This is a genomic window from Actinomadura sp. NTSP31, from assembly GCF_041951385.1.
In the GTDB taxonomy this organism is placed as follows: domain Bacteria; phylum Actinomycetota; class Actinomycetes; order Streptosporangiales; family Streptosporangiaceae; genus Spirillospora; species Spirillospora napierensis.
The window spans coordinates 98,795-121,202 of record NZ_JBGNUT010000017.1; the positions used below are offsets into that span (position 1 = coordinate 98,795).

The 22,408-nt window shown below is 64.3% G+C and carries 14 protein-coding genes and 1 tRNA gene; 7 read left to right on the forward strand and 8 right to left on the reverse strand.

Features of this window, described 5'->3' with window-relative positions; all coding sequences use genetic code 11:
* The first annotated feature begins 260 nt into the window (after positions 1 to 260).
* The 4 genes from ACA514_RS27505 to drmB are packed head-to-tail and all read left to right on the forward strand — an operon-like array spanning position 261 to position 11,464.
* Positions 261 to 4,982, forward strand: a complete 4,722-nt coding sequence (locus tag ACA514_RS27505; RefSeq protein WP_375044129.1) for a sacsin N-terminal ATP-binding-like domain-containing protein — start codon at positions 261 to 263, stop codon at positions 4,980 to 4,982.
* Positions 4,979 to 6,496: an NERD domain-containing protein gene (locus tag ACA514_RS27510; RefSeq protein ID WP_375044130.1), complete on the forward strand. Its 1,518-nt coding sequence runs from the start codon at positions 4,979 to 4,981 to the stop codon at positions 6,494 to 6,496. Before ACA514_RS27505 ends, ACA514_RS27510 begins: the two co-directional genes overlap by 4 nt.
* Positions 6,493 to 9,663, forward strand: coding sequence for a helicase-related protein (locus ACA514_RS27515; RefSeq protein WP_375044131.1), 3,171 nt, complete (start codon positions 6,493 to 6,495; stop codon positions 9,661 to 9,663). The genes ACA514_RS27510 and ACA514_RS27515 overlap by 4 nt, the downstream gene beginning before the upstream one ends.
* Before the next feature lie 13 nt (positions 9,664 to 9,676).
* Positions 9,677 to 11,464 (forward strand): DrmB family protein, encoded by a 1,788-nt coding sequence (gene drmB, locus ACA514_RS27520; protein ID WP_375044132.1) that lies wholly within the window; start codon positions 9,677 to 9,679, stop codon positions 11,462 to 11,464.
* Positions 11,465 to 11,607: 143 nt separating this feature from the next.
* Here drmB and ACA514_RS27525 read toward each other — a convergent pair whose 3' ends face one another.
* From ACA514_RS27525 to ACA514_RS27535, 3 genes are all read right to left on the reverse strand, one after another.
* Positions 11,608 to 12,282: a hypothetical protein gene (locus tag ACA514_RS27525; protein WP_375044133.1), complete on the reverse strand. Its 675-nt coding sequence runs from the start codon at positions 12,280 to 12,282 to the stop codon at positions 11,608 to 11,610.
* Positions 12,283 to 12,463: 181 nt separating this feature from the next.
* Positions 12,464 to 13,279 (reverse strand): hypothetical protein, encoded by an 816-nt coding sequence (locus tag ACA514_RS27530; RefSeq protein WP_375044134.1) that lies wholly within the window; start codon positions 13,277 to 13,279, stop codon positions 12,464 to 12,466.
* Between the two features lie 107 nt (positions 13,280 to 13,386).
* Positions 13,387 to 13,812, reverse strand: a complete 426-nt coding sequence (locus tag ACA514_RS27535; RefSeq protein WP_375044135.1) for a very short patch repair endonuclease — start codon at positions 13,810 to 13,812, stop codon at positions 13,387 to 13,389.
* Positions 13,813 to 14,333: 521 nt separating this feature from the next.
* Between ACA514_RS27535 and ACA514_RS27540 the strand changes: the two genes are divergently transcribed.
* Positions 14,334 to 15,305, forward strand: a complete 972-nt coding sequence (locus tag ACA514_RS27540) for an HNH endonuclease (protein WP_375044136.1) — start codon at positions 14,334 to 14,336, stop codon at positions 15,303 to 15,305.
* A gap of 204 nt (positions 15,306 to 15,509) precedes the next feature.
* The gene (locus ACA514_RS27545) at positions 15,510 to 16,682 is read left to right on the forward strand and encodes a DNA cytosine methyltransferase (RefSeq protein WP_375044137.1); all 1,173 of its coding nucleotides are present in this window, start codon (positions 15,510 to 15,512) and stop codon (positions 16,680 to 16,682) included.
* On the opposite strand, the gene ACA514_RS27550 is transcribed toward ACA514_RS27545, so the two are convergent.
* The 4 genes from ACA514_RS27550 to ACA514_RS27565 form a co-directional block, all read right to left on the reverse strand.
* Entirely contained in the window at positions 16,683 to 16,988 is a 306-nt protein-coding gene (locus tag ACA514_RS27550) for a hypothetical protein (protein ID WP_375044138.1), read from the reverse strand.
* Positions 16,978 to 17,694 carry a class I SAM-dependent methyltransferase gene (locus tag ACA514_RS27555; protein ID WP_375044139.1) on the reverse strand — a complete coding sequence of 239 codons (717 nt, stop codon included), beginning with the start codon at positions 17,692 to 17,694 and terminating at the stop codon, positions 16,978 to 16,980. The genes ACA514_RS27550 and ACA514_RS27555 overlap by 11 nt, the downstream gene beginning before the upstream one ends.
* 430 nt (positions 17,695 to 18,124) lie before the next feature.
* Positions 18,125 to 18,198: transfer RNA gene (locus ACA514_RS27560), tRNA-Pro, on the reverse strand.
* A 94-nt stretch (positions 18,199 to 18,292) separates the two neighbouring features.
* Positions 18,293 to 19,189 carry a metallophosphoesterase gene (locus ACA514_RS27565; protein ID WP_375044140.1) on the reverse strand — a complete coding sequence of 299 codons (897 nt, stop codon included), beginning with the start codon at positions 19,187 to 19,189 and terminating at the stop codon, positions 18,293 to 18,295.
* A 93-nt stretch (positions 19,190 to 19,282) separates the two neighbouring features.
* Here ACA514_RS27565 and ACA514_RS27570 point away from each other — a divergent pair, with 93 nt between their 5' ends.
* Positions 19,283 to 19,738, forward strand: a complete 456-nt coding sequence (locus ACA514_RS27570) for a GatB/YqeY domain-containing protein (protein ID WP_375044141.1) — start codon at positions 19,283 to 19,285, stop codon at positions 19,736 to 19,738.
* On the opposite strand, the gene ACA514_RS27575 is transcribed toward ACA514_RS27570, so the two are convergent.
* A complete protein-coding gene (locus tag ACA514_RS27575) occupies positions 19,716 to 22,082 on the reverse strand; it encodes a penicillin-binding protein (protein WP_375044142.1) in 2,367 nt (788 codons plus the stop codon). The two genes, ACA514_RS27570 and ACA514_RS27575, sit on opposite strands and share 23 nt — an antisense overlap.
* Positions 22,083 to 22,408: the final 326 nt, after the last annotated feature.

Sequence of the window (22,408 nt, forward strand, 5' to 3'; positions counted from 1 at the left end):
TGCCGGTGATCACATGGTCGAGGTCTCGGGTGCACTGAGTTAACACAGACCGCTGGTAGCGGGGCGGTGAAAGCCCTATCATATTCCCAACCGGGAAGTGGTTGGGGGAGTGTCAATTGCATCGCCCCTGGTGAGGGCACCTTTGCGTTGACCGGGGGTTGTGTGTCGGACTGTCCGGGGTGGCGATGCTCACGGCAGAGCCTTTGGGCTGCACGGAGTGGCCGTCCTCGGGTGCGGAGTGAAGAAGTGTTGGGGTGATAATGGCGGCGTGGCAGGACTGGGCACCGAACTTCGGGCTCGCGCAAGAAATCGAAGACCAGTTCGAACGAGCAATCGCGTCGTACCGGGCGAACTCCAACCTCGTCACCGAGCATGCAAATCACGAGGAGTCGATCCGGGTCGGTGGGTACGCCAATCGGACTCTCCTGGAGCTGGTGCAGAACTCGGCGGATGCGATGTCCGGCGCGGGCTCTGACCAGGTAGGGGCCGGTCGAGTAGAGATCGTCCTCGACGCGAGGTCGGCGACGTTGTACTGCGCCAATGCCGGGCGTCCCTTCTCGAAGTCCGGCCTGACGGCGATCACTCACGCGCACCTCAGCGGCAAGCGCGGCGATGAGATCGGACGCTTCGGGCTGGGTTTCAAGTCGGTTCTCGCGGTGACCGATCGTCCTCAGGTGTTCAGCCGGTCAGTCTCGTTCGAGTTCAACTCGGCCGAGGCAAGGGCGGCGATCGCGGCTGTAGGTGCGCCGACCAAACGTCTCCCCGTGCTGCGGACCGCCACGCTGGTCGATCCCACAGCCGCGTTCGAGCAAGATCCGGTGCTCGCGGAGCTGGCCGAGTGGGCGGTGACGATCGTCAAGCTGCCCCGAGCGTCGAACCTGGCCCGTTTGCAGAAGGAGATCGAGGAGTTCCGGTCGGAGTTCCTGCTGTTCGTCACCGACGTGCGGGAGATCCGGCTCCGGGTGATCGGTGACGAAGGAGAGACGTTCAACACGAGCCATATCTCGCGGGACCTCGGCGGCGGTCGATTCAAGATCGACCGTCCAGACGGGACTGGGGATGAGTGGTTGGTGGACCACCGAATGCACTCTCCGACCCCCGAGGCCCGACTGGAGGTCGGTGAAGCAGTCTCTCGTGATCAGGTGAAGGTCACAGTCGCGATGCCGGCCCGCAACACCCGCCACAGGGTCGGTGAGTTCTGGTCATACTTCCCCCTGCGGGACGAGACCTCGGCTTCGGCCCTGTTCAATGCCCCGTGGAGCGTCAATGACGACCGGACGACTCTGCTGAAGAACAGGTACAACCAAGAGATCCTGACAGAGCTCTCCAAGATGTTCGTGGCGATGCTTCCCAGGGTCGCGTCTACAGATGATCCCGCCGCTCATCTGGATTACATGCCCGCTCGTGGCCGAGAGACGCTCTCGTTCGGCGACGACATCCTCTGCTCACATGTACCGGGGATTGCCGCAAAGCTCAAAATCGTTCCTGATGCGACGGGCGAACTGCAGCGCGCCGAAGCCCTTCGCCCACTCGACTTCCTGATCAGTGGTGTCTCGGAGCAGGACCACAAGCAGTGGATCGACTCTCCGAACACGGGCGACGACGTTCCGCACTGGCGGTGCTATGCGACCCCACAGCGAAGGACTCGGCTACGGCAGCTCTGTGTCTTCAGCATTGGCTCTGACGAACTCGAGGTTAGTGCCCGGGACGAGAAGCGCGCGCTCGAGAGAATGCCGAAGCGTGGCGTTCTGACCTGGCTGCGCGAGTGGGCCGAAGGCCCGGACCTCGGCTCAGCGGCGAGAGCGTTGGCCTTCGTCATCCACCACTCCCAGATTGAGGGTATCGAGGGCGCGCGGGTGATTCCGACTCAGTCTGGAATATGTACGCTTAAGGACCGTAATGACGTCTTCCTGGCGCGGGTCGACGACGTGGACATCGAAGGCGCACGTTTTGTGGATGCGGAGTTCCTTGCGATCCCGGGAATCGACAAGATCCTGCGCGCTCAGGGTTTCCGTGACCTTGACCCCCTGGCCATATTGCGGGCCCGGCTGAACAAGCTCGCGCAGGCCTCTGGAGACGAAGAGCTGTCGAAGTTCTGGGACGCGGTCATGAACGTCCCGATGCCAGAAGCAGAAAGGATGGTGTCGCAGGCGTCGGCGGGACTTGTCAGGGTCCCGACGCGTAACGGCGAATGGTCGTGGCCGAACCAGGTCCTGGACATCGACGGAATCGCGGACGGATTCGGCGAGCGTCTCCTGGATCGTCACCGATGCCTCCCGCAGGTAGCACACGCAGCCGGTGTCGTTCACGGTCCTTTGAAGGAGTACTCGATTGAGGACGAGATCTTCTTCGAAGATTACCGCCGGTGGATCGTCGCCTCCCTCAACAGTCGGCGGGGGCCAGGTGAACGGGAGATCGAGCGGATCGACTTCGTCGAGCACGCTGGCCCGGGCCCGTTCTCGGTTCTTCTCATGCTGCGGGACGCCAACGCGCTTGAGCAGACGCGGGAGATGTGGACGACGCAGTTGCTCAGTTTCGGCGATCACGCATGGAGCGTCGAGGACCTCGATTCGGGCCAGACCCATCGGGTCGTGTCGCCGCTTCGATGGTCGGTTGAGCAGGCAGGTCTGCTCAAGTCGACCAGGGGGTTCCGGCCCCCGGAAGAAACCGTGTCGGCCGCGCTTGTGGAGTTCGCAGACCTGCTCCCGCTGTACCGAGGCCCTCGACAGGTTGAGGACGTCCTGGACCTGCCCGACGAACTATCCGGAGTGCCGGCGGACGTCCTTCGGGAAGCCTTCGAGGCGGAGCTGTTCCCTCGTCATGTCAAGGACTCCACCTTGACCAAATTCATTCTTGCGGCTAGCCAAATTGCATTCCCACAGGGTCGTCCAATGCGGATCCCTGCCCGCGTGGGGCAAGGGGTGGAGTCACGACGACCGGAGTCGGTCTACCTCGCGACCACTGACGAGGAACAGCGCTTCCTGAAAGACCGGCAGAAGCCGTACCTCAGGGCAGAAGGTCAGGACGTCTCCGTCCTGGTCGAGGCCATCGGATGCCGGCGGTTCGAGGACAGCTTCTCCTTCTCCATGCTGATCGAGGGACAGCAGGACGAAGAGCGGCTCATCGACGTGTACACGGGGCTCCGCCAGAGCATGGTGGCAGACAAGGTTGCGAACGCCACCGTGGCGAGGGCGGTGCATATCGCCAAGCGTGTGACCACTGAGGACGGTGTGGAGGACCGCTCGCGGGACTGGCACATCGAGGGACCCGCGCTCGTCGTACGGGCGGATCTCGGTGAGCGGCGAGTCTTGGAGATCGTCAATGAGGCGTACGGTCTGGGGCTGTCCAACGCAGAGTTGAGTGGTGTGCTGAAGGCGGGACTGGATCAGCGACTGGAGGAGCAGCGCCAGGCCGCGAAGGCAGCCATGACAGACGCGGAGCGCCTGGAAGTGTTCTTTGGGGACGACACCCTTAGGGAGGTGCTGCCCAAGGGACTCTGGTCCGCACTCGAAGCGCAGAAGCTGGTGAACGACTCGACCTCGGTCGCGGAGCTGTTCCTCACCGTCTACAGAAGCGAATCGGTCAAGATGCTCGAGGACCAGTTTCGCGACGAGGGCTATACAGATGTCCCCACGACCTGGGCCGGGGGAGCGTCGACCATTGCATGGCTCCGAAAGATGGGGTTCGGTGCCGAGTACGCTGGTCGACGAAACCAGCGTCAGGACGATGAGTTCATCGTCCCCGGGGCCACCAGGCTCAATCCTCTGCATGCCTTCCAGAAGAGAATCAGTGAAGAGCTGAAGGACGCACTGATTCTCAAGGCAGCTGAGGGCGGCTCACGCAAGGCCATGGTTGAGCTTCCAACGGGTGCAGGTAAGACACGTGTAGCCACAGAGACGGTTCTGCGACTGTTCATCGATGGCTCTCTGCGCGGACCGGTGCTGTGGATCGCGCAATCTGCGGAGCTGTGCGAACAGGCGGTGCAGACCTGGAGCATGGTTTGGCGGGGCCTTGGGGACGAGCGCCCGTTGGCGGTGGGAAGGCTTTGGGATACCAACTCAGTCCATGAGCCGGACACCGAATTCAGTGTGATCGTGGCCACGGATGCGAAACTGGACGTAGTCATCGAGAATCCGGATTATCGGTGGTTGAGCAACGCGGCTGCAGTGATCGTCGATGAAGCGCACCGTGCCGGGGGCTCCCCGAGGTACAGAAGGATTCTGGACTGGCTCGGCGTGGCCGGGCGAGGCTGGGCTCGGCCCCTCATCGGCCTCTCTGCGACGCCGTTCAAAGGCTCGGTGGCCGACGGAACGCAGACAAGGGAACTGGCTGCGCGGTTCGGAAACCACATGATCCGGGCCTTCAAGGACGGCAACGCCTACCAGGAGCTGTCTCAGATGGGAGTGCTCGCCCGCGTTCAGCACGAGGTGCTTCCGGGAATCGAGGTCACCCTGGACAAGGCCGAGTTGGACCAGGTCACGCGGCTGCGGAAACTTGAGCCGGGGGTGCTGGATCGGATTGGTCGAGACCAGGCGCGTATGGCGGCGCTCGTCGACCACATCATGCGGCAGGACCCGGAGTGGCCTATCCTCGTCTTTACTCCGAACGTGCTTTCCGCCCAAGTGCTCGCGGCAACTCTGCGTTATCGCAAGGTCGAGGCGGCTGCAGTGAGCGGGCATACCGGTCGGCAGGAGCGGCGGGAGGTCATTGAGCGCTTCAAGTCCGGAGATATCCGTGTGCTCGCGAACTGCGACCTTCTGATCCAAGGATTCGACGCACCTGGCGTGCGGGCCCTCTATATTGCACGCCCCACGTTCAGTCCGAGCGCTTACATCCAGATGGCCGGTCGTGGTCTTCGCGGCGAGGAGAACGGCGGTAAAAGGGAGTGCCTGATCGTTGATGTCGCCGACAACTTCGGTGCGGTCAACGACTTCCTTGGGTACCGCGAGTATGAAGATCTCTGGCTGGAGCCGCGCGCATGATCCTCGTCCCGGATCTCCCCGACATCGAGACGACGGCCACCAGCGACGCCGAGCGCCGTGTGGCCCGTGTTCTGAGTGGGATCGACGCTCCATACGGAGCCGTCGCATTTCACTCTGTGGCGCTTCGTACTCACGGCACCAAACAGCAGGCGGAGGCGGACTTCGTCGTGTTGTGGGGCGACGTCGTCGTCCTGGTCGAGGTCAAGGGTGGGGGAGTGCGCAAGCACGACGGCCTCTGGTACAGCATCAACCGCCGCGGCGACTGGAAGAGGCTTCGCGAGTCGCCGATGCAGCAGGCCCAGTCGGCCATGCATGCGTTGCGAAGGATCCTTCGTGAGGAGGGCATCGGTTGGTTCGCGAGCGAGGCGGTGGTCATCACGCCCGATATCGATGCTCCTCCGCCGGCGGTCGAGTGGAAGGGCAGCCACTGGTGGGCCAAGGAGGAAATGAGTGTCGCGGCCATGACCGCGGCTTTCGAGGCGGTCGCCGATGAAGGCAGGGAGGCGCCATACGGAGTGAAGGTCGCGCGTCCCGACCACCTGCGGGCCCGCCTGTTCGGCGAGTTCACACGGATGCCCGTGATCGATGCCCAGCGCGGGGCCGTCATTGAGGAACAGAATCGTGCGACGGACGGCCAGGCGCGTGTGCTGGCCGGGCTCGCCCGCAACCAGCGCATGCTGGTGACCGGAGGGGCGGGCACCGGGAAGTCCCTTGTCCTGGCCGAGTCCGCGAAGCAGGAGGCCGCTGAGGGCAAGTCCGTTCTGATCACCTTCCACTCGCCTGCGTTGGTCGAGTTCTTCACCCCACGCATCACTGGTCGGGCCATCGACCTTCTCCCCTTCGCGAAGCTCGGCGGCGGGAAGCAGTATGACGTTGTGCTGGTCGACGAGGCCCAAGACCTGATGAACGCTGAGGGCATGGACGCGCTGGACGCCGTCATCGTTGGCGGGCGTACCAGCGGCCGCTGGCGGATGTTCCTCGATCCCAACAACCAGGCGCACATCGACGGCTCTTTCGATCCGGATGTCTATGAACTCGTGTCCGACGAGGCCACATTGCTCAGCCTCGACCGCAACGTTCGCAACACCAGGGCGATCGTCCACGTCGTTCAGGAGTACGTGGGTGCCGACATTGGGGATCCGGGGATCGTCAACGGGGAGCGGGTGCAGTGGAGCTGGGCGGATGCCGAAGCCGACCTCGCAGCCGCGGAGCGGCTTGCACACGAGCTCGTCAGTGACGGCGCCCGTCGCCAGAGCATCTGGATCATCAGAGCCACGTCCGACGCGGCCCCCGTTCGCAGCGCCGCAGGTTTCATTGTGACCAGCCCGCGCTACGCGAAGGGGTTGGAGGCGGAGCACGTCATCGTCTGTGACTTGCCCGAGGCCTTTGATGCGAAGGGGCTCGCCGCCTTCTACGTGGCCGTCACCAGACCGCGCGTCGCGCTTCATATCGTCGCGTCCAAGCAGGACAAGCGACGGCTTCAAGAGCTCATCCGGAAGCAGGTCGGAAAGTGAACCTCACCGAGGCGCAGCGGAAGGCTCTGGGGCACATCCGGGACGCCTACGTTGGACCGGATGGCGGACACGAAGAGGTGGTGAGCAATCTTCCGCACCGGCAGTACGCCGTCGGGATGTTGTTTCCTGCAGATCCGGCGGACGACGGCCGGGATCCGATCGATTCAGGGGAGGAACTCTCGGGGGACGTGCCCGAGCGTGACGTCGAAGAGGACGGTGCCGCAGTCCCGCTGGCCGAGGACTGGCGCCCGTCCTCGGTGGCGATCTCCTTTGTCACAGACGGTGATTCCGTCGAGGTGGACTTCTCATGCGGCACGTACTCTCAGGTGCCCGGTGACGGCCCTCCGAGGTGGCGCCGGAGTCCGTTCGGCTTCAGTGGGATCACGCTCACGAGTGGAGAGGGGCCGCCTCCCTTGCCCGAAGGTGAGGTGCCCATCGAGGTCGGGGCCCGGTGGAGGGCCTTCCGGGGGATGTCCCTTGTCACGGTCCATGTCCGAGTGATGTCGGAGTCGGCCGGAGACGATCGTCTGGACATCGCTCAGATGCTCTTCCAGGTGCGGCTGTCCGTCAAACCTGTCGCCGGCGCACGGATTCTCGAGTACGACACCACGCGCCTGCTCGATGCCGATCCTGAGGCGGCCGAGCTCCGTCTCCGATTTCGCAACCGAAAAATCTACGCGGTCGGGCACGGAATGGCCGCCGACTGGGACCTTTCGGACGGTAGCTGTTCCAGGGTCTTCCTCGATCCGATGCCTGCGTTCATCGTGCCTGCTATCGAGACCACCGGCTTCGACGAAGGCACCGCCGAAGCGGATGCGCTGTCGCTTGCCCACCTTCTGCAGATGGACTCGGACCCTGAGCCCGTGCTCCGGTCTCTGGATGCCTTCATCGACGCGTTCGCCGAGTGGGTGGACGAACAACGACAGCGGGCCGAAGAGATCCTTGACGAGAAGGAAGTCGCTCGTGGCATTGCCAGCCGCTCTCAAGTGGCGCTCAAGCGGATGCGGGCCGGCGTGGCACTGTTGCGCGATCCGTCGCAGGGGCACCTCCGTACCGCCTTCTCACTCGGTATGGAGGCGATGCGCCTCCAGATGCGTCAGGCATCGATCAACCATGGAGCTCCTAAGAACGATGTGAAGGAACCGGCGTGGCGGCCCTTCCAGCTCGGGTTCCTGCTCGTCTCGCTTGCTTCCACCGTCGACGAGAAGCACACAGACCGTGACCTTGTCGACCTCATTTGGTTCCCGACGGGCGGTGGGAAGACCGAGGCGTACCTTGGTCTCGCGGCGATCGAGATCTTCCGGCGACGACTGGACCACGGCACGGCGGGTGGAGGCACCGCCGTGATCACCAGGTACACCCTTCGGCTCTTGACCTCTCAGCAGTTCCAGCGGGCGGCTTCGCTGATCTGCGCCATGGAACTGCTGCGGGTCACCGATCCTCGAGTCAAGGGGATGCCCCCGTTCACGATCGGTCTGTGGGTGGGAAACGAGGTCACTCCCGGCACGCGCACGGAGGCGAAACAGGCGCTAGAGCGCCTGCATAAGGCGGCGCGGCCTGAGGAGGCCAACCAGTTCCAGATCGAGAGCTGCCCATGGTGTCTCACGCCGATGATCCCCAAGCTGAAGAGCGCGAAGCCGCGGGACTACGGCATGCGCCTGCTCGGCAAGGACGTCGTCCTTCACTGCGTCGACGACTCGTGCCGATTCAGCGATGAACTGCCGCTCGCCGTCGTAGACGACGTTCTGTACGACGAGCCCCCCACGATTCTGCTTGCGACCGTCGACAAGTTCGCTCGCCTACAGTTCAAGCCGCAGGCGGGCAGGCTTCTCGGTCTCGACACGGTGTTCAAGCAGCCCTCCATGGTGATTCAGGACGAGCTGCACCTGCTGTCCGGGCCGCTGGGCACCACCGTCGCCGTATTCGACGCGGTGATCCAGCTTCTGCTAAGCCGGACCGGCACCAGCCCCAAGATCGTGGCGTCGACCGCGACCATCCGTGCCTCGGACGATCAGGTTCGGGGTCTGTACGGGCGCAAGGTCGCCCTATACCCGCCGTCCGGCCTCGATGATGACCAGACCTTCTTCTCTCGACCCGTTAAGAGCGGTGAAGGCCGGCTCTACGTCGGCCTCATGCCGCAGTCTGTTTCCCAACCTTCGGCCGTCATCGCCGCAGTCACCCCGCTCGTCGAGGTACCAGAGGTCCTGTCCGCCGAACCTGAACCCGTCGCGGACAGAGACGCCTACTGGACACTGGTCATGTACCACAACTCCCTTCGGGAGCTCGGCCGGACTGAAACGCTCGTGGTCGACGACGTCCGAAGCCGGCTCGAGCCTCGTGCGGAACGCTTGGGGCTACCGTTGCGATCGATCGAGGCTGGGCGTGTGCTGGAGTTGACGAGTCGGAGGGGAGCAGAGGAGCTCCCGAACGATCTTCGGGCGCTCCGACTCAGGGTGGGGGAGTCTTCGGACGCGATCGATGTCGTCCTGTCATCGAACATGCTCTCAGTCGGCATCGACATCCCCAGGCTCGCCCTGATGCTCATGGTCGGCCAACCCAAGACGACCGCCGAGTACATCCAGGCGACGAGTCGTGTCGGCCGCGGCGATACGAAGGGCATCATCGTGACGCTCTTCAGATCGGGTCGTGCACGGGACCGGTCGCACTTCGAGACCTTTCGCGGATACCACGAGGCGCTCTACCGCAGTGTCGAGCCGACGAGTGTGACGCCTTGGTCGCTGGCATCACGGGATCGCTCACTGGCCGGCGCGCTCGTGGCACTGATGCGGCAGTCGTTCGGCGAACTGGCCGAGAACGATGCAGCCGGCCACTTTGACCTCGAGGACACGAAGCTCAATGACGCGGTAACGAGCCTCCTTGGGCGCTTCCTCGGATACGTGACACGGGCCGACTCCGTCGAAGGGGACGAGACGCGGGACGCGGCCTGGAGTCTTCTACGTGACTGGGACCGTCGAGCCCGAGCGGCGCGCGAAGCGGGCGAAGCGTTGCGCTACGAGCGTGCGGGGAAGGATCAAGCGGCGCTGCTCAAGAGGTTCGGACAGGGCGGCGAGGGCTGGCTCGTGGGCGACTCGATGAGATCGATCGAGCCGAACGTGGCCGTACAAGTCCAGGAACCTCTGGAGGAGGTGCAGCGTGGAAAAGATTAGGCATGACCTGCGGTTGTCCGAGACGATCACGCCCTTCGGTGTCGGAGCGATCGTGGACATCCGGGGTGAGTCGCTCATCGCGCCGGACACCTCGTGGTGGGACAAGAAACGCACGCCTGAGATCAGCTGCGAGCGTCTCCTCGCCCGACTCGGTGCCGGTGTCCTGAGGCAGGCGCCGACTCACGCCGGCACCGCGGGCAAAGACACGGCTGCCCTGCTCTACTGGCGCTTTCCCGCCTGGCGGTTTTGTGAAAGGTGCTCCAAGCTCTCACAACTGACCGGGAAGAAGAAGGGAAAGTGGCGCAACACCTGTGAGTGTGAAGGACACCTCGTCCCGATGCGCTACATAGCGATCTGCGAGGAAGGCAGTCACGCCCAGGATATCCCGTGGTTCGCCTGGACCCACCGAGGCCGTGAGGCGAGCACGGACGAGTCGGTTCGCTTTTGCCGTTCCTACAAAGAGCTTCGGTTCGAAATACTGTCCAAACGGGGGGAGGGCCTCTCCTCTCTCCGGGTCAAGTGCTACGGATGCGGGCACGCGCGGTCCCTGGCGGAACTCGTCACGAAGGGCGCTCTGCATCGCGACGGCATCCGCTGTGCCGGTCGGCAACCATGGGAGCCGGAAGGCGCCGTCAAAAACCCTTGCGACCACCCGCTTGTGGCGGTCCAGCGAGGAGCGACGGGGAACTACATCGCCGCTCGAATCTCCGCGCTCGACATCCCGGAGGAACGCCCACAATCCGTTGATGTCGCGGACAAAATTCGCGGCCACGTCTACTTCGAAAAGATCGTGGCCGACAACGGTGGACCCCAGGCGGACATGGTCGCGGAGTGGCTGGCCGCCGAACTCGGCGTGACCAAGGAGACTGTCCTTGCCGTTGCGGCAGGGGACCATACCGCGGATGATGACATGTTGCTCGACCTCAAGGACGGAGAGTGGGCCGCCTTCCTGAAGAAGCTCGAGGGCGGGCGAGACCGTACGGGTAGCGACTTCGTCGTCGATGGGTGGGGCCCGGATGCGGCCTCGGGACCAGAAGGCCTCATCAGCCGGATCGCCGGAGTCGGGCAGGTACGCCGGGTACGCGAAGTGGTCGCCTTGCGGGGATTCCGGCGCCGCAGCGCGGAGTCCGCGCTGATCCGCGCCGACCTCGGCCCCGATCGGGAGAGACGCCCCGTCTATCCGGCCATTGAGCTTTTCGGCGAGGGCATCTTCCTGAGGTTTGCCGAGGACGAACTCGCACAATGGGAAGCCCAACCTAGCGTTCAGGCGCGCGCGGGCATCCTCGTGAAACGACGAGCGGACTCCCCCTGGGCTAGCAGACTCGACGTTCCCGAGCCGCGCTACGTCGCTCTGCACACGCTGTCGCACCTGCTCATCCGCCGACTGGCGTTCGCGAGCGGATACGCGTCGGCCTCACTCCAGGAACGGATCTACGCGAACTCCGACCGGCAGGACAAGACCGCTGGGATCCTGATCTACACTGCGGCTGGGGATGCCCAAGGAACCCTTGGCGGGCTCGTTCGGCTTGGGCAGCCGCAGAAGCTGGTGCCATTGATCATCTCGGCGCTCGATGACGCCGATGTCTGCTCCAACGACCCGGTGTGCATCGAGAGCGACCGACAGGGCTCATCTCATCTGAACCTATCTGCTTGCCATGGCTGCTCGCTGATAAGCGAGACCTCGTGTGAGGCTGGCAACAGACTGCTCGACCGCCAGCTGGTGCTCGGAGGAGGGAACGACGTTCACGGCCTCTTGGAGACGGTCCTGCCTGAGGTCCGCCAGACGAACGCTGCAGGATGACCGGAGCGGAAAGACGTTGATCTTCCACGGGTCGTGAGGTTCGATCAGCTCGATTTTGTACAGCCCGATGGTCGACTCCATGCGCACCGTTCACCTGCGCAACTCCAGGTGGATAGAGGCAGACGTGCCATGACTCGATTCTCTCAGAAAATCGAGTCTCCACCCGACCCGGGACGCTTCAGTCTGTAGAAGCCTGGCGAGAGGGTGGGGTCGTCCTCGTGAGTGCGGATGAGCCAGCCTTCGTCGATGAGTTCTCGGATGTCCTGGCGCCACGTCTGCTGGCCGGCCACTTGCTCCAAGCGCTGCGGGCTGACGGGCCATGGGCTGAGGTGGAGCAGGTACTCGAGGACCCGCTCCTTGGAAGTCTGACCCGTGATGGCGTCGGCGACCTTGTCGTCCTGGGCGGCGTCTTCGTCAAGCCGGTCACTGAGCAGCCGGTATTGGTCCTTCTGTATCTCGGTGGACGAGGTGCCACTCTCAACCGCCCAGCCGAAGGGATCCCGAAGCTCCCGGATACGGCGCGTCCATGCCTGGATGGCGGCTACGCCTTCGAGCGCGTTGGCGGCGACCGGCTCACCGACGTGGGCACGAAGGTAGGCGAGCAGAGCCAAGCGTGCTGAGCCCAGAAGAGCCTGTCGCACTCTGGCCGCTGCCTCACGAGCCTCGGCCTGCCGCTCGCCCAGCTCTGCGGCCGAGTCCAGCCAGCGCGTCGCCGTCAGTCCCTCCCTCGGAGTGTTCCGCACTACCGCGAGCGCTCGTTCCAGGGCCAGCTCGATGTCGCGCAGCTCCGTCTCATAAGACCGTGGGGCAGGGGTCATTTGACTCTAGACTCCTTGCTTCGAGGAGGTGCGGGAGGGCGCCGTGGCACGAACCAACCCTGCGCCGAGATGCTCGAGAATACTAGAGAACCTCCGACTCGCCCGGTACCCAATGGCCACCGTGTGGCCCATCCGTACCCGGAAGAGATCCTCGACTTCTAGGGACTGAGCGGAGCCTTTTTCAGCGCTGTGACCGGAGCAACCTCTCTCCGATCTTGTGGATGTTGGCCCGGGAGATCAGGTACGCGATTCCGTACCGCTCTGCTGGAGGGAGCTCGATTGTCTCGAAGTTGAAGGGCGGCGAAGCGCCGCCAAGTATTTCCTCTGCCAGCGGCTTTCGTCCGGCGGCCCCGGACATCTTGAACTTTGGATTACCGACATACAGACTGATCGCGGTGCGCTGCCACCAGGCGTCGACCCTGAACAACGCATCCGCGAGAGGGTGGAATCGAACGTCGATACCCTGCTCCCTCAGTACGGCGATGACGTGAAGTTCTCGAAGAAATGAATAGTAGTAGTTGCCCACCCGCCACCGCATCGACTCGTAGGTCTGGTCTCGGCTCCATCCTTCCGGGCCCAGCTTGTCACGCAGCTCCTGAGCGGGATCCCAGAGCATGGCCTTGGCCCTGAGATCAGAAAAGCATTGCCAACGGAACTCCTGCCACGTTGGCACGCGGCCAGTACTCTCCAGGATGTAGTGAAACGTGTGCACGAACGCATAGTCGGGCTCCCAATTGACAATGTCCTTCACGGCCTCTCCGGCCCTGCGCTGAATCTGCCCAAGAGCATGCTCTTTATCATCGTGGAGGTCACGGATGCGTTCAACGTCCTCGGGTCGAACTTCGTAGAGAAACCTTGTCCGGTGAGCCAAGACGTGTGGAACGACCGTGTGCTTGCGCCGGTCGCTATTTGCCCAGGTCTCGTACTCCACTCGTGCTCGGCGCGTGACCTTGAACATGGACAGGACGTCTTCGGCGGTGGTCAGTAGCGAGGTCACACGGGACACCTCGATCGACAAGAGAGGTCAAGACCGACTCAAAGTCAGAATATACGACCAATCCCGACATCTCCCGCTCGCCGCTCCGCCTCCCGCGGACCGGGCCTTCAGGTGCTTGCCCGCACCTCCTCGGCGACCCGTTCCGCTGCCTCGCGAGGATCCTCGTGCTCCCAGACGCGAATCGTTCGCCAGCCGGCCTCATGGAGCAAACGATCGGTCTGCTGATCTCGCTCTCGGTTGCGGCGGACCTTCTCGGCCCAGTACTCCGCGTTCGTGGCGGACTTCGTATGGTGAACGGGACAGCCGTGCCAGAAGCAGCCGTCCATGAAGACGGCCACACGGGCCCTCGTGAAGACCAGGTCGGCCGTACGTCGCACGCTGGGCAGGGGGCGGATCGAAACGCGGTAACGCAGCCCGAGTGCATGCACGGCTCGACGCAGGGCCAGTTCGGGCTTGGTGTCCCGGCTCTTGTTGCTCTGCATGCTCTTACGTACGCCAAGGCTGGAGGCCTTTGCGGGCCGAGGAACGGACATGTGACCCACGGTACGAGGCATCGGCGTAACGCGCCCGACGATCAAGCAACGAGCGACGCTTCGGTCACGACGCTCCTCTCCGACATCAACTTTGCGCGGCAGCCGTGGATCGTCATCCGTGTGTCCTGCTGGCGCGTGGGACGACAACCACGTAATCAGCGTCGTTAGATGCTGAGCGGCGCCAGCCATGCAGTTGCGACATCGCGCGGCCGGCGAAGAGGGGTCACCTTCCCGGCCAGGTTGCCCGCTTGATCGCGGATCAGGTTGACATCTGGCTGCGACTACGTGCGTCGGATTGGGGACGGAACACACCCCCTGAGGCCAGCTGAGTACCAGCGAAGCGGCGGACCGCCTCATCGGCGTCTGCCTCGTCACGGAGGATGACCGCCTCGTTGACGACGGGTGCCACGGTGATCACAATGCGAAGTCGCGTATCGGTACGGACACTATTGGAACCCGCCAAAGATCGCAATCTGCGTAAAATGGGCATATGATCAGGCGGCAACCCTTAGGGAGGTAAGGTGGCCGAGGAGCGCGATACAGAACGTGCGCGAGCGTTCGAGAACCTCAAATCCGTTGTCGCAAAGTATTCGGATGCAGTCAATAAAATCGAAGCAGAGACGCTCGACCGACGGGCCTGGTTGAATTTTGCAGGTGAACTCGGCCGGATCTCGGCTGAGCTTCGAGAAAGTCTTTCCGAGGTCAATCGCACTTTTGATATTAAATCCGGTCGCGACGCTATTCTGTACTATCTGCAGATGCATGTCGGAAAGTCTGTACCCGCGGATGCTCTCACTGGCGTGTCGGGTATAACCGAGTGGGCGCGGCGAGTCCGGGAACTCCGGGTCGAATTCGGCTGGCCGATCGAGTCCGGCATTACACGGGACGACATGCCCCATGATCACTATAGGCTTACGACCTCTGAGCCCGATGTCGATTTGGCTGAGCGGTGGCGTGTAGCCAAAGAAGCTCGAAATCTCAAGAAGCCGGAGGGAGGAAGCACCTCTGGCAGAGATCGACTTTTGTACTATTTGCAGCAAATTTCGCCACGTTCTGCGGATAAGGAACAACTCGCTTATGTTGCAAGGATCCACGAGTGGCCACGTCGTTTACGTGAACTCGAAGAAGAGGGATGGCGGATCACGTCAAACGTAGATGATCCATCACTTGCGCCGGGATCATATCGGCTTCCCACTATGACGAAGCATCCTGCGCGTGTCCGTCAAGCCATCAAGTTGCGCTATCGAATACTTGAACGGGACAAAAAGAGTTGCCGTGACTGTGGTGCCAAACCCGGTCAAGGGGTGACACTTCAAGTGCATCATATCCTGCCCGTTCGCAAAGGAGGCACCAACGACGAGGCCAACCTTGTGACGCTGTGCTCGGATTGTCATGGGGGCCGGCACGCGCTAATGGGCGGATCGCCAAAAGATGAACTCCTTAACCCTGATCAGGAATTCGATCTTTCGAATGAAGAGCTGAGTGGTCGGTAGCGGGCTGCGTGGTGATCGTGGACGTCTCCAGTGTCCTGGCCGTCGCATGTGTGGTGCGGGCAAAGCCATGCAGGTGACCTCCAGGTGGACCGTCGGTGGCTCGCGGTACGCTGTGGGGTCGCCGAGTTGTCTGTTGCGGCTGGGGCAACTGGACAAGCGACGCTGGCGGCCGTATCAGGCATCAGACGACTTCCTGGAGATCAAGTGGAGCCCGTCAAGATCGTTGACCTCTTCGCCGGTCCTGGCGGACTGGACGTGGCAGCCGAGAAGCTCGAGGTCGCGACCGTCGGTGTGGAGTGGGACGACGGCGCCTGTGCGACGCGCCGAGCCGCTGGCCTGGAGACCATCTCCGGTGACGTACGTCACTACGGTCCGCGTGACTTCCCTCAAGCGAATGTGCTTGCCGGAGGACCGCCTTGTCAGACTTTCACCGTCGCAGGCACCGGAGCCGGTCGGAGGGCACTCGACGACGTCCTGAGGTTTGTCGATCGTCTGGTGGAAAGGGACGATCGCGATGAGATCGAACGGGATCTAGCGAAGTTGGAAGATGAGCGGACTGGTCTTGTATTGGAGCCGCTCCGATGGGTGCTCGAAGCGATTGACGGTCCGTGTGAACCTTACGAGGCGATAATACTTGAGCAAGTCCCAGCGGTGCTCCCCGTCTGGGAGGCCTATGCGAAAGCGCTGGAGGCTCAGGGCTATTCCGCAGATTGCAAACTTCTTCGAACGGAGCAGTTTGGAGTTCCGCAGACCCGTAAGAGAGCGGTGCTCATCGCCCGTTCAGATGGTGCTGGAGTAAATTTTCCTAAGCCAACGCACCGCCCCTATCGGAAGGGGGTTCCTCGGGATGAAGGGGATGAAAAGCTCCTGGCATGGAGAACGATGGCAGACGTCATTGATCGAGAGTCATCGTTTTACGTCGTTTCGAACTACGGTACGGGTGGGGACCCAAAGGCTCGTGGCCGTCGTGCGTCTTCTGAGCCATCGGCTACGGTCACCGGCAAAGTATCGCGCAATAGAGTCGTTTCCCCAAGTGGTGTAGAGTTGGATCGTTTCTCCTTCTCCGAAGCTGGACGTCTCCAGACGTTCCCTGCAGACTACCCTTGGTCGGGTCGCGATGTCGGCCAGCAGATTGGCAACGCTGTTCCGCCTCGCCTTGCGATGCACGTCCTCTGTGCTGCGTTCGGTTGGCCTGCACCCACCGAAATGATGCTGCGGCGACTTGAGCATTGGAGGACCGAAGAGCTGCCGGAACCCAGAGATCCGGACGATTCTCCGGTCGAGGCTGTGTTGCCCACCGAGGTGGCGGAACCTCGCCATGATGGTCGCCCACGCGTGGATACGGCCGGCGTCAGCGTCGAGGACGCGCTATTCTAGTCAGAAATCCGAATTCCTGCAAATTTGAATGTGTTGCGTATTTTCGGTTTCCTGGTTTGTCGATTCAGTGATCTCGGAACTCGTTATTCGTTCTATCTTGCCGCAGATGCGGCATCTCTGGGGTTCGAGCCCCGTCTCGGTCTCGTGAGTCATCGGGCAGACTCCGCGAGCCAGTTTATCAAGTGCATCCTGCGCGGATTCGCGAGTCGCCCAATAGCCGAGCCCCGGCACTTCAATGACTTCTGTGCCGGGCATGTACTTGCTATCAGTGACGAGAATTTCGGGTGTGATCCCGTCAGTGTTCAACCCCATGTTCACCCTTGATTAGTCTTCGGCACGGCGACTCTGTCCCCTTGCATGCTCGGGCCAACAAGGTACCTACGTGGCGTGGGATGGGGGCCGGTTCGATGGTGGCGTCGACCTTGGTGAAGCCATAAGTCTCGAGGGTAGTTGCCCAGGTGGCGGGTTCGTAGGACCAGCGGTAGAGCCAGACCTGACGGCCGGTTAGACCGGCGGCGTAGGTGCCTTGGACGCCGTAGGCGCCTGGGACGGGTGGGGCGTGGGAGAAGACGAGCCCGCCGTCTGGGGTCAGGCGGTCGTGGATAAGCGGGAGCAGGACTTCCGGGTTGGTGAACCAGACCGCTCCCCAGATCGAGTAGATGGCGTCCCAGTGGCCATCGGCGCTGGCGAGGTAGTCGAGGACGTCGCCGTGTTCGAAGTGCGCTTTGGGGAGGTGGGACCAACGGGCACGGGCCTTCTGACACTGGGTTGGGGAGATGTCCAGGCCGGTCGCAGTGATGCCCTTGCTTGCCAGGGCCGCTATGGCGTCGCCTCGGCCCGAGCCGAGCTCCAGGGCCGTCGCGGGGTTGCCGAGTAGTTCGCCGCCGGGGCCGTGGCCGGGGTACTGGGTCCAGCCGAACGCGTTCTTGAGGGCTTCGTCGAGGGGTTGGTCTGTGACGCCTTCCGCGCAGTGGTCCCTGTAGGTCGTCTGGTCCGTGATGGTGGGCGGCATGTCGGCGGTTCCTCACAGGCGTGGGATGGCGGAGCCCGGTGCCACCGTAGTTTCGCGAGGTGCCGGCCGTCCGTCGGATGGTGTGAGTCCGGCTGAGAGTTGGCTGCTGAGATGCTCCGTACGGCAGAGCAGGCCCCTTGCGCAGCCGTGCTGGCCGTTGAGGCTGTGCGGGGGCATGAGCTTGTGATGGAGCGCGTCGGGCAGCTCGGCTCGCGATGCAGCCGTCCAGTAGACGACGGTCCTGCGCTGCAGGGGTGTCGGGGCCACGGTTCAGATGGGGTGTCGGAGGGGCTGAGATGTGGCCGCGGGGTGATGGTGCGTGACCCTGGGTGTTGCGGGGTCTCGTTCAGGGGTGGGGTCAGATGAGGGTCAAACGATCAAGAGGCCGGATTCCCTGTTTGGGAACCGGCCTCTGACCTGGCGGTTTCTGTCGGGGTGGCGGGATTTGAACCCACGACCTCTTCGTCCCGAACGAAGCGCGCTGCCAAGCTGCGCTACACCCCGGTGGTGGCTGCCCGGGAGTCGTACGTGCTCCCGGCGCCTTGACCACTTTAGCGGATGTCGGGGAGTGGTGCGTACCCGATTTGGGGCGGCGGGGTCATCGGGGGACGAGGGTGAGGAGGGAGGCCTCGGGCGGGCAGCAGAAGCGGACGGGGGCCGTGGGGGACGTGCCGAGGCCGGCGGAGACGTGGAGCCAGGAGCCGCGGTGCTCGTGCAGGCCCTTGACGCGGGGCCGGTCGATGCCGCAGTTGGTGGCGAGGGCGCCGTAGAAGGGGACGCAGACCTGGCCGCCGTGGGTGTGGCCGGCGAGGAGGAGGTCGTAGCCGTCGGCGGCGAAGCGGTCGAGGTTGCGGGGCTCGGGGGAGTGCATGACGCCGAGGTGGACGTCGGCCTGCGGGTCGACGGGGCCGGCGATCTTGTCGTAGCGGTCCCGGTTGATGTGCGAGTCGTCGATGCCGCCGAACTCGACGTCGAGCTCGCCGACCTTGAGGCGGCCGATGCGGTTGTTGAGGTCGAGCCAGCCGGCGGCCTGGAGGGACGAGCCGAGCTCGCGGTAGGGCAGGTCGGGCTCGCGGCGGCGGCGGCCGTAGTCGGACTTGCTGGTGCGCCAGATGTAGCGCAGCGGGTTCTTGAAGACCGGGGAGTACAGGTCGTTGGACCCGTAGACGAAGACGCCCGGACGGTCCAGGAGGGGGCCGAGGGCGTCCAGGAAGGGGCCGATGGCGTCCCGGTGGGAGAGGGTGTCGCCGGTGTTGACGACGAGGTCGGGCTCCAGGGCGTCCAGGGAGCGGACCCAGTGGATGAGGCGGGACCGGCCGGGCGTCAGGTGCGCGTCGGAGAGGTGCAGGATCTTGACCGGAGGACGGCCGGGCGCCAGCACCGGCACGTCGAAGCGGCGGAGCCGGAACCAGTTCCGCTCGATCACCGAGGCGTACCCGAAGGTCGCGGCGCCCGCGCCCAGGAGGCCGAGGGACGCGGCGTAGATCTTTCGCACGGTTCTCCCTTCTCTGGCGTCCATGGTTCCAGACATGGGCACCTCGCGGTAATCCTGATGAGGCGGCCGGGTTCGTGCGGGCATGATGTGACCATGAGCGACCTGAAGGTGAAGCTGGAGACCGACCTGTCGGTGGCGATGAAGGCGCGCGACGAGGTGCGCACGCGGACGCTGCGGATGGCGCTGACGGCGGTGAAGAACGAGGAGGTCGCCGGGAAGCAGGCGCGCGAGCTCTCGGACGACGACGTGGTGAAGGTGCTCACCCGGGAGGCGAAGAAGCGGCGGGAGGCGGCGACGGCGTTCGGGGACGCGGGCCGCGCGGAGCAGGCGCAGGCCGAGCGGGACGAGGGCGCGGTGCTGGAGGAGTACCTGCCCGCGCAGCTGGCGGACGAGGAGCTGACCGCGCTGGTGGCGGACGCGATCGCCGCGACGGGGGCGGCGGGCCCGCGGGCGATGGGGCAGGTCATGAAGGTCGTGAACCCGAAGGTCGCCGGGCGCGCCGAGGGCGGGCGCGTCGCCGCGGAGGTCAAGCGGCAGCTCGCGGAGTGAGCGAAGGGCCCGGCGGCGGCCAGCCGGGGAAGCCCTCGTCGCCGTTCCCGTGGTCGTTCCCGCCGTCGCCCTTCTTCTTGCCGTTGCTGATGTAGAGGATGACGGTGGTGCCGGGCGGGACCTCGGAGCCCGCGTCCGGCGAGGTCGACACGACCGTGCCCTTCGGCTGGTCGGAGTCCACGGACCCGGACGCGACCTGCACCCGCAGGTCGGCGCCCGCGATCTTGGCCTTGGCGGCGGCGAGCTTCATGCCCTTCACCTGCGGGACGCGGGTGGTGTCGCCGAAGTCGCGGGACGGGGTGCTGAAGCCGGGCGCGGGCTTGCCGGCGAGGGCGTCCTGCATGCTCTGCTGCCACATCGCGCCGGGGGTGTCCGCGCCGTAGACGCCGTAGACCTTGTACTGCCAGGGGCCGCGGTAGTCCCAGTAGGCGGTGGCGGCGGCCATGTTCGGGGTGAAGCCGGCGAACACCGCGCAGGTGAACTCCTCGCAGGTGCCGGTCTTGCCGGCGGCGGGACGGCCGATGCCGCGCCCGGCGGCGGTGCCCTTGATGAGGACGCCGCTGAGGATCGAGTTGACCTTGTCGGCGACGGCCTGGTCGACGGCCTGGTGGCAGTCCTGCTTGGGCAGCTTCAGCTGCTTGCCGTCGGAGTCGATGACCTGCGTGACGGACAGGGGCTCGCAGTACTTGCCGCGGGCGCCGAAGCCGGCGTAGGCGGCGGCGAGGTGCACCATGTCGATGTCGTTGCTGCCGAGGACCTGGGACGGGACCGGCGCGATGTCCTCCCCGTTGCCCCGCTTCATGCCGAACGCCTTGGCCATGTCGACGGAGTCGCAGACGCCGACGCGCTTCTCCAGCTGGGCGTAGAAGGTGTTGACCGAGTGCCAGGTCGCGGTCTTCAGGTTGAAGTTGCCGGCCTCGCTGTCACCGGCGTTGTGCAGCGTCCAGGTCCCGCCGCCGGCCATCTGGTTCTTGTACTTGGTGCCGTTGATGGTGCCGGTGTACTTGCAGGGCTGGAACCCGCCGACGGTCGTGGTCTGCGGCGAGTTGATGCTGGTGCTGACCGGGATGCCCTCGTCCAGGGCGGCGGCGAGGGTGAAGGTCTTGAAGGTGGAGCCGGCGGACACGCCGGTGCCGCCGCCGTGGTGGGAGTCGGCGGGCAGGTTGATGGTGGTGCGGCCCTTGCCCGCGCCGAACCGCTTGCTCAGCCCGATCGCCTTGATCCTGCCGGTGCCGGGCTCGACCATCGCCTCGGCGCCGACGCGGTTGCCGGCCGGGGCGACGTGGCTGCGCAGCGCCCGGTCGACGGCGTTCTGCGACTTCATGTCGAGGGTGGTGCGGATGGTGTAGCCGCCGCGGTTCAGCTTGTTGACGACGTTCTGCTGCTCCTTCGGCGTCATCTGCCAGTACTTGCCGTGGGAGAGGATGTCGAGCATGTCGTACTTGACGTACTCGCAGAAGTAGGGCGCCTTGCTGGACTCGCAGCCGCCGACCGGGTCGGTGCGGTTCAGCTGGATCGGCTTGGCGGCCTCGGCGTCCGCCTGCGCCTTGGAGATGTCCCCGAGCTGCGCCATCCGGTAGAGGACGGTGTCGCGCCGCTTGCGGGCCTCCTTCGGGTTGCGGATCGGGTCGTACAGGGTGGGGTTCTGCGTGATGCCGGCCAGGAGGGCGGCCTGCCCGAGGGTCACCTTGGACGCGGGGACGCTGAAGTAGCGCTTGGCGGCGGCCTGGATGCCGTAGGCGCCGGCGCTGAAGTACGCGACGTTGAGGTAGCCCTCGAGGATCTGGTCCTTGGTCATGTGCTGCTCGATGTCGAGCGCGTAGCGCAGCTCGCGGAGCTTGCGGCCCACGGTCGGGGCCGTGACGTCCTTGTACTCCTCCTGGGTCGTCGCCTGGTCGACGAGCAGGTTCTTCACGTACTGCTGCGTGAGGGTGGAGCCGCCCTGCGTCTGCTCGGACTCGACGTTGGACGCCAGCGCGCGGATGGTGCCCTTCAGGTCGAGAGCGCCGTGCTTGTAGAAGCGCGAGTCCTCGATGTCGACCATCGCCTGCCGCATGATGGGGGCGACCTGGTCGAGCCGGACCGACTCGCGGTACTTGTCGAAGAACGTGGCGATCTGCTTGCCGTTGGCGTCGTACATCACCGTCTTCTCCGACGGCGGCGTCGTCTTGAGGTTGCTGTCCATGTCCTCGAAGTTGTTCGCGGCGTCGCGCGCGGTCAGCCCCGCGCTGCCGACGCCGGGCAGCGCGATGAACGCGACCAGGACACCCGCGACGACGCCCGCTCCCAGCAGCTTGAACAGCGTGGAGAAGGCCTTACCCCGATCTAGCTTCGCAGCGCGCACGCGCTCTAGGGTACGCGGGACGACCAGTGCATACGGGACAGGTCCCCCGGGCTCGGGCGCAGCGGGGCGCGCGGCGCCGGATGTTCGCCCGGTATGTACCCCTCGTGACAACCTGCGCCGTGTCTGGCGCGTCAACTACAGGTAACTAGTCCGTTCCGGCGGTATGGCCCCGGTGGGCTATATCGAGAATGGGCCCATCGGGGTCTGTTGAATCGTCCCTCGCTTCCGTAAGTTCTTCCCCACGGCTTTCGTTTGGCGGCCTGACGTCCGCGCCCGTCCGGCCAAGGAGCGCAAATCGACACAGACCCTAGGGGAGTGGGGCCAAG

Excerpts from the sequence above, each read along its gene's own strand:
- ACA514_RS27505 (WP_375044129.1), top strand. The coding sequence starts at position 261 with ATGGCGGCGTGGCAGGACTGGGCACCGAACTTCGGGCTCGCGCAAGAA.
- ACA514_RS27510 (WP_375044130.1), top strand. The coding sequence starts at position 4,979 with ATGATCCTCGTCCCGGATCTCCCCGACATCGAGACGACGGCCACCAGC.
- ACA514_RS27525 (WP_375044133.1), bottom strand. The coding sequence starts at position 12,282 with ATGACCCCTGCCCCACGGTCTTATGAGACGGAGCTGCGCGACATCGAG.
- ACA514_RS27535 (WP_375044135.1), bottom strand. The coding sequence starts at position 13,812 with ATGTCCGTTCCTCGGCCCGCAAAGGCCTCCAGCCTTGGCGTACGTAAG.
- ACA514_RS27555 (WP_375044139.1), bottom strand. The coding sequence starts at position 17,694 with ATGCCGCCCACCATCACGGACCAGACGACCTACAGGGACCACTGCGCG.
- ACA514_RS27570 (WP_375044141.1), top strand. The coding sequence starts at position 19,283 with ATGAGCGACCTGAAGGTGAAGCTGGAGACCGACCTGTCGGTGGCGATG.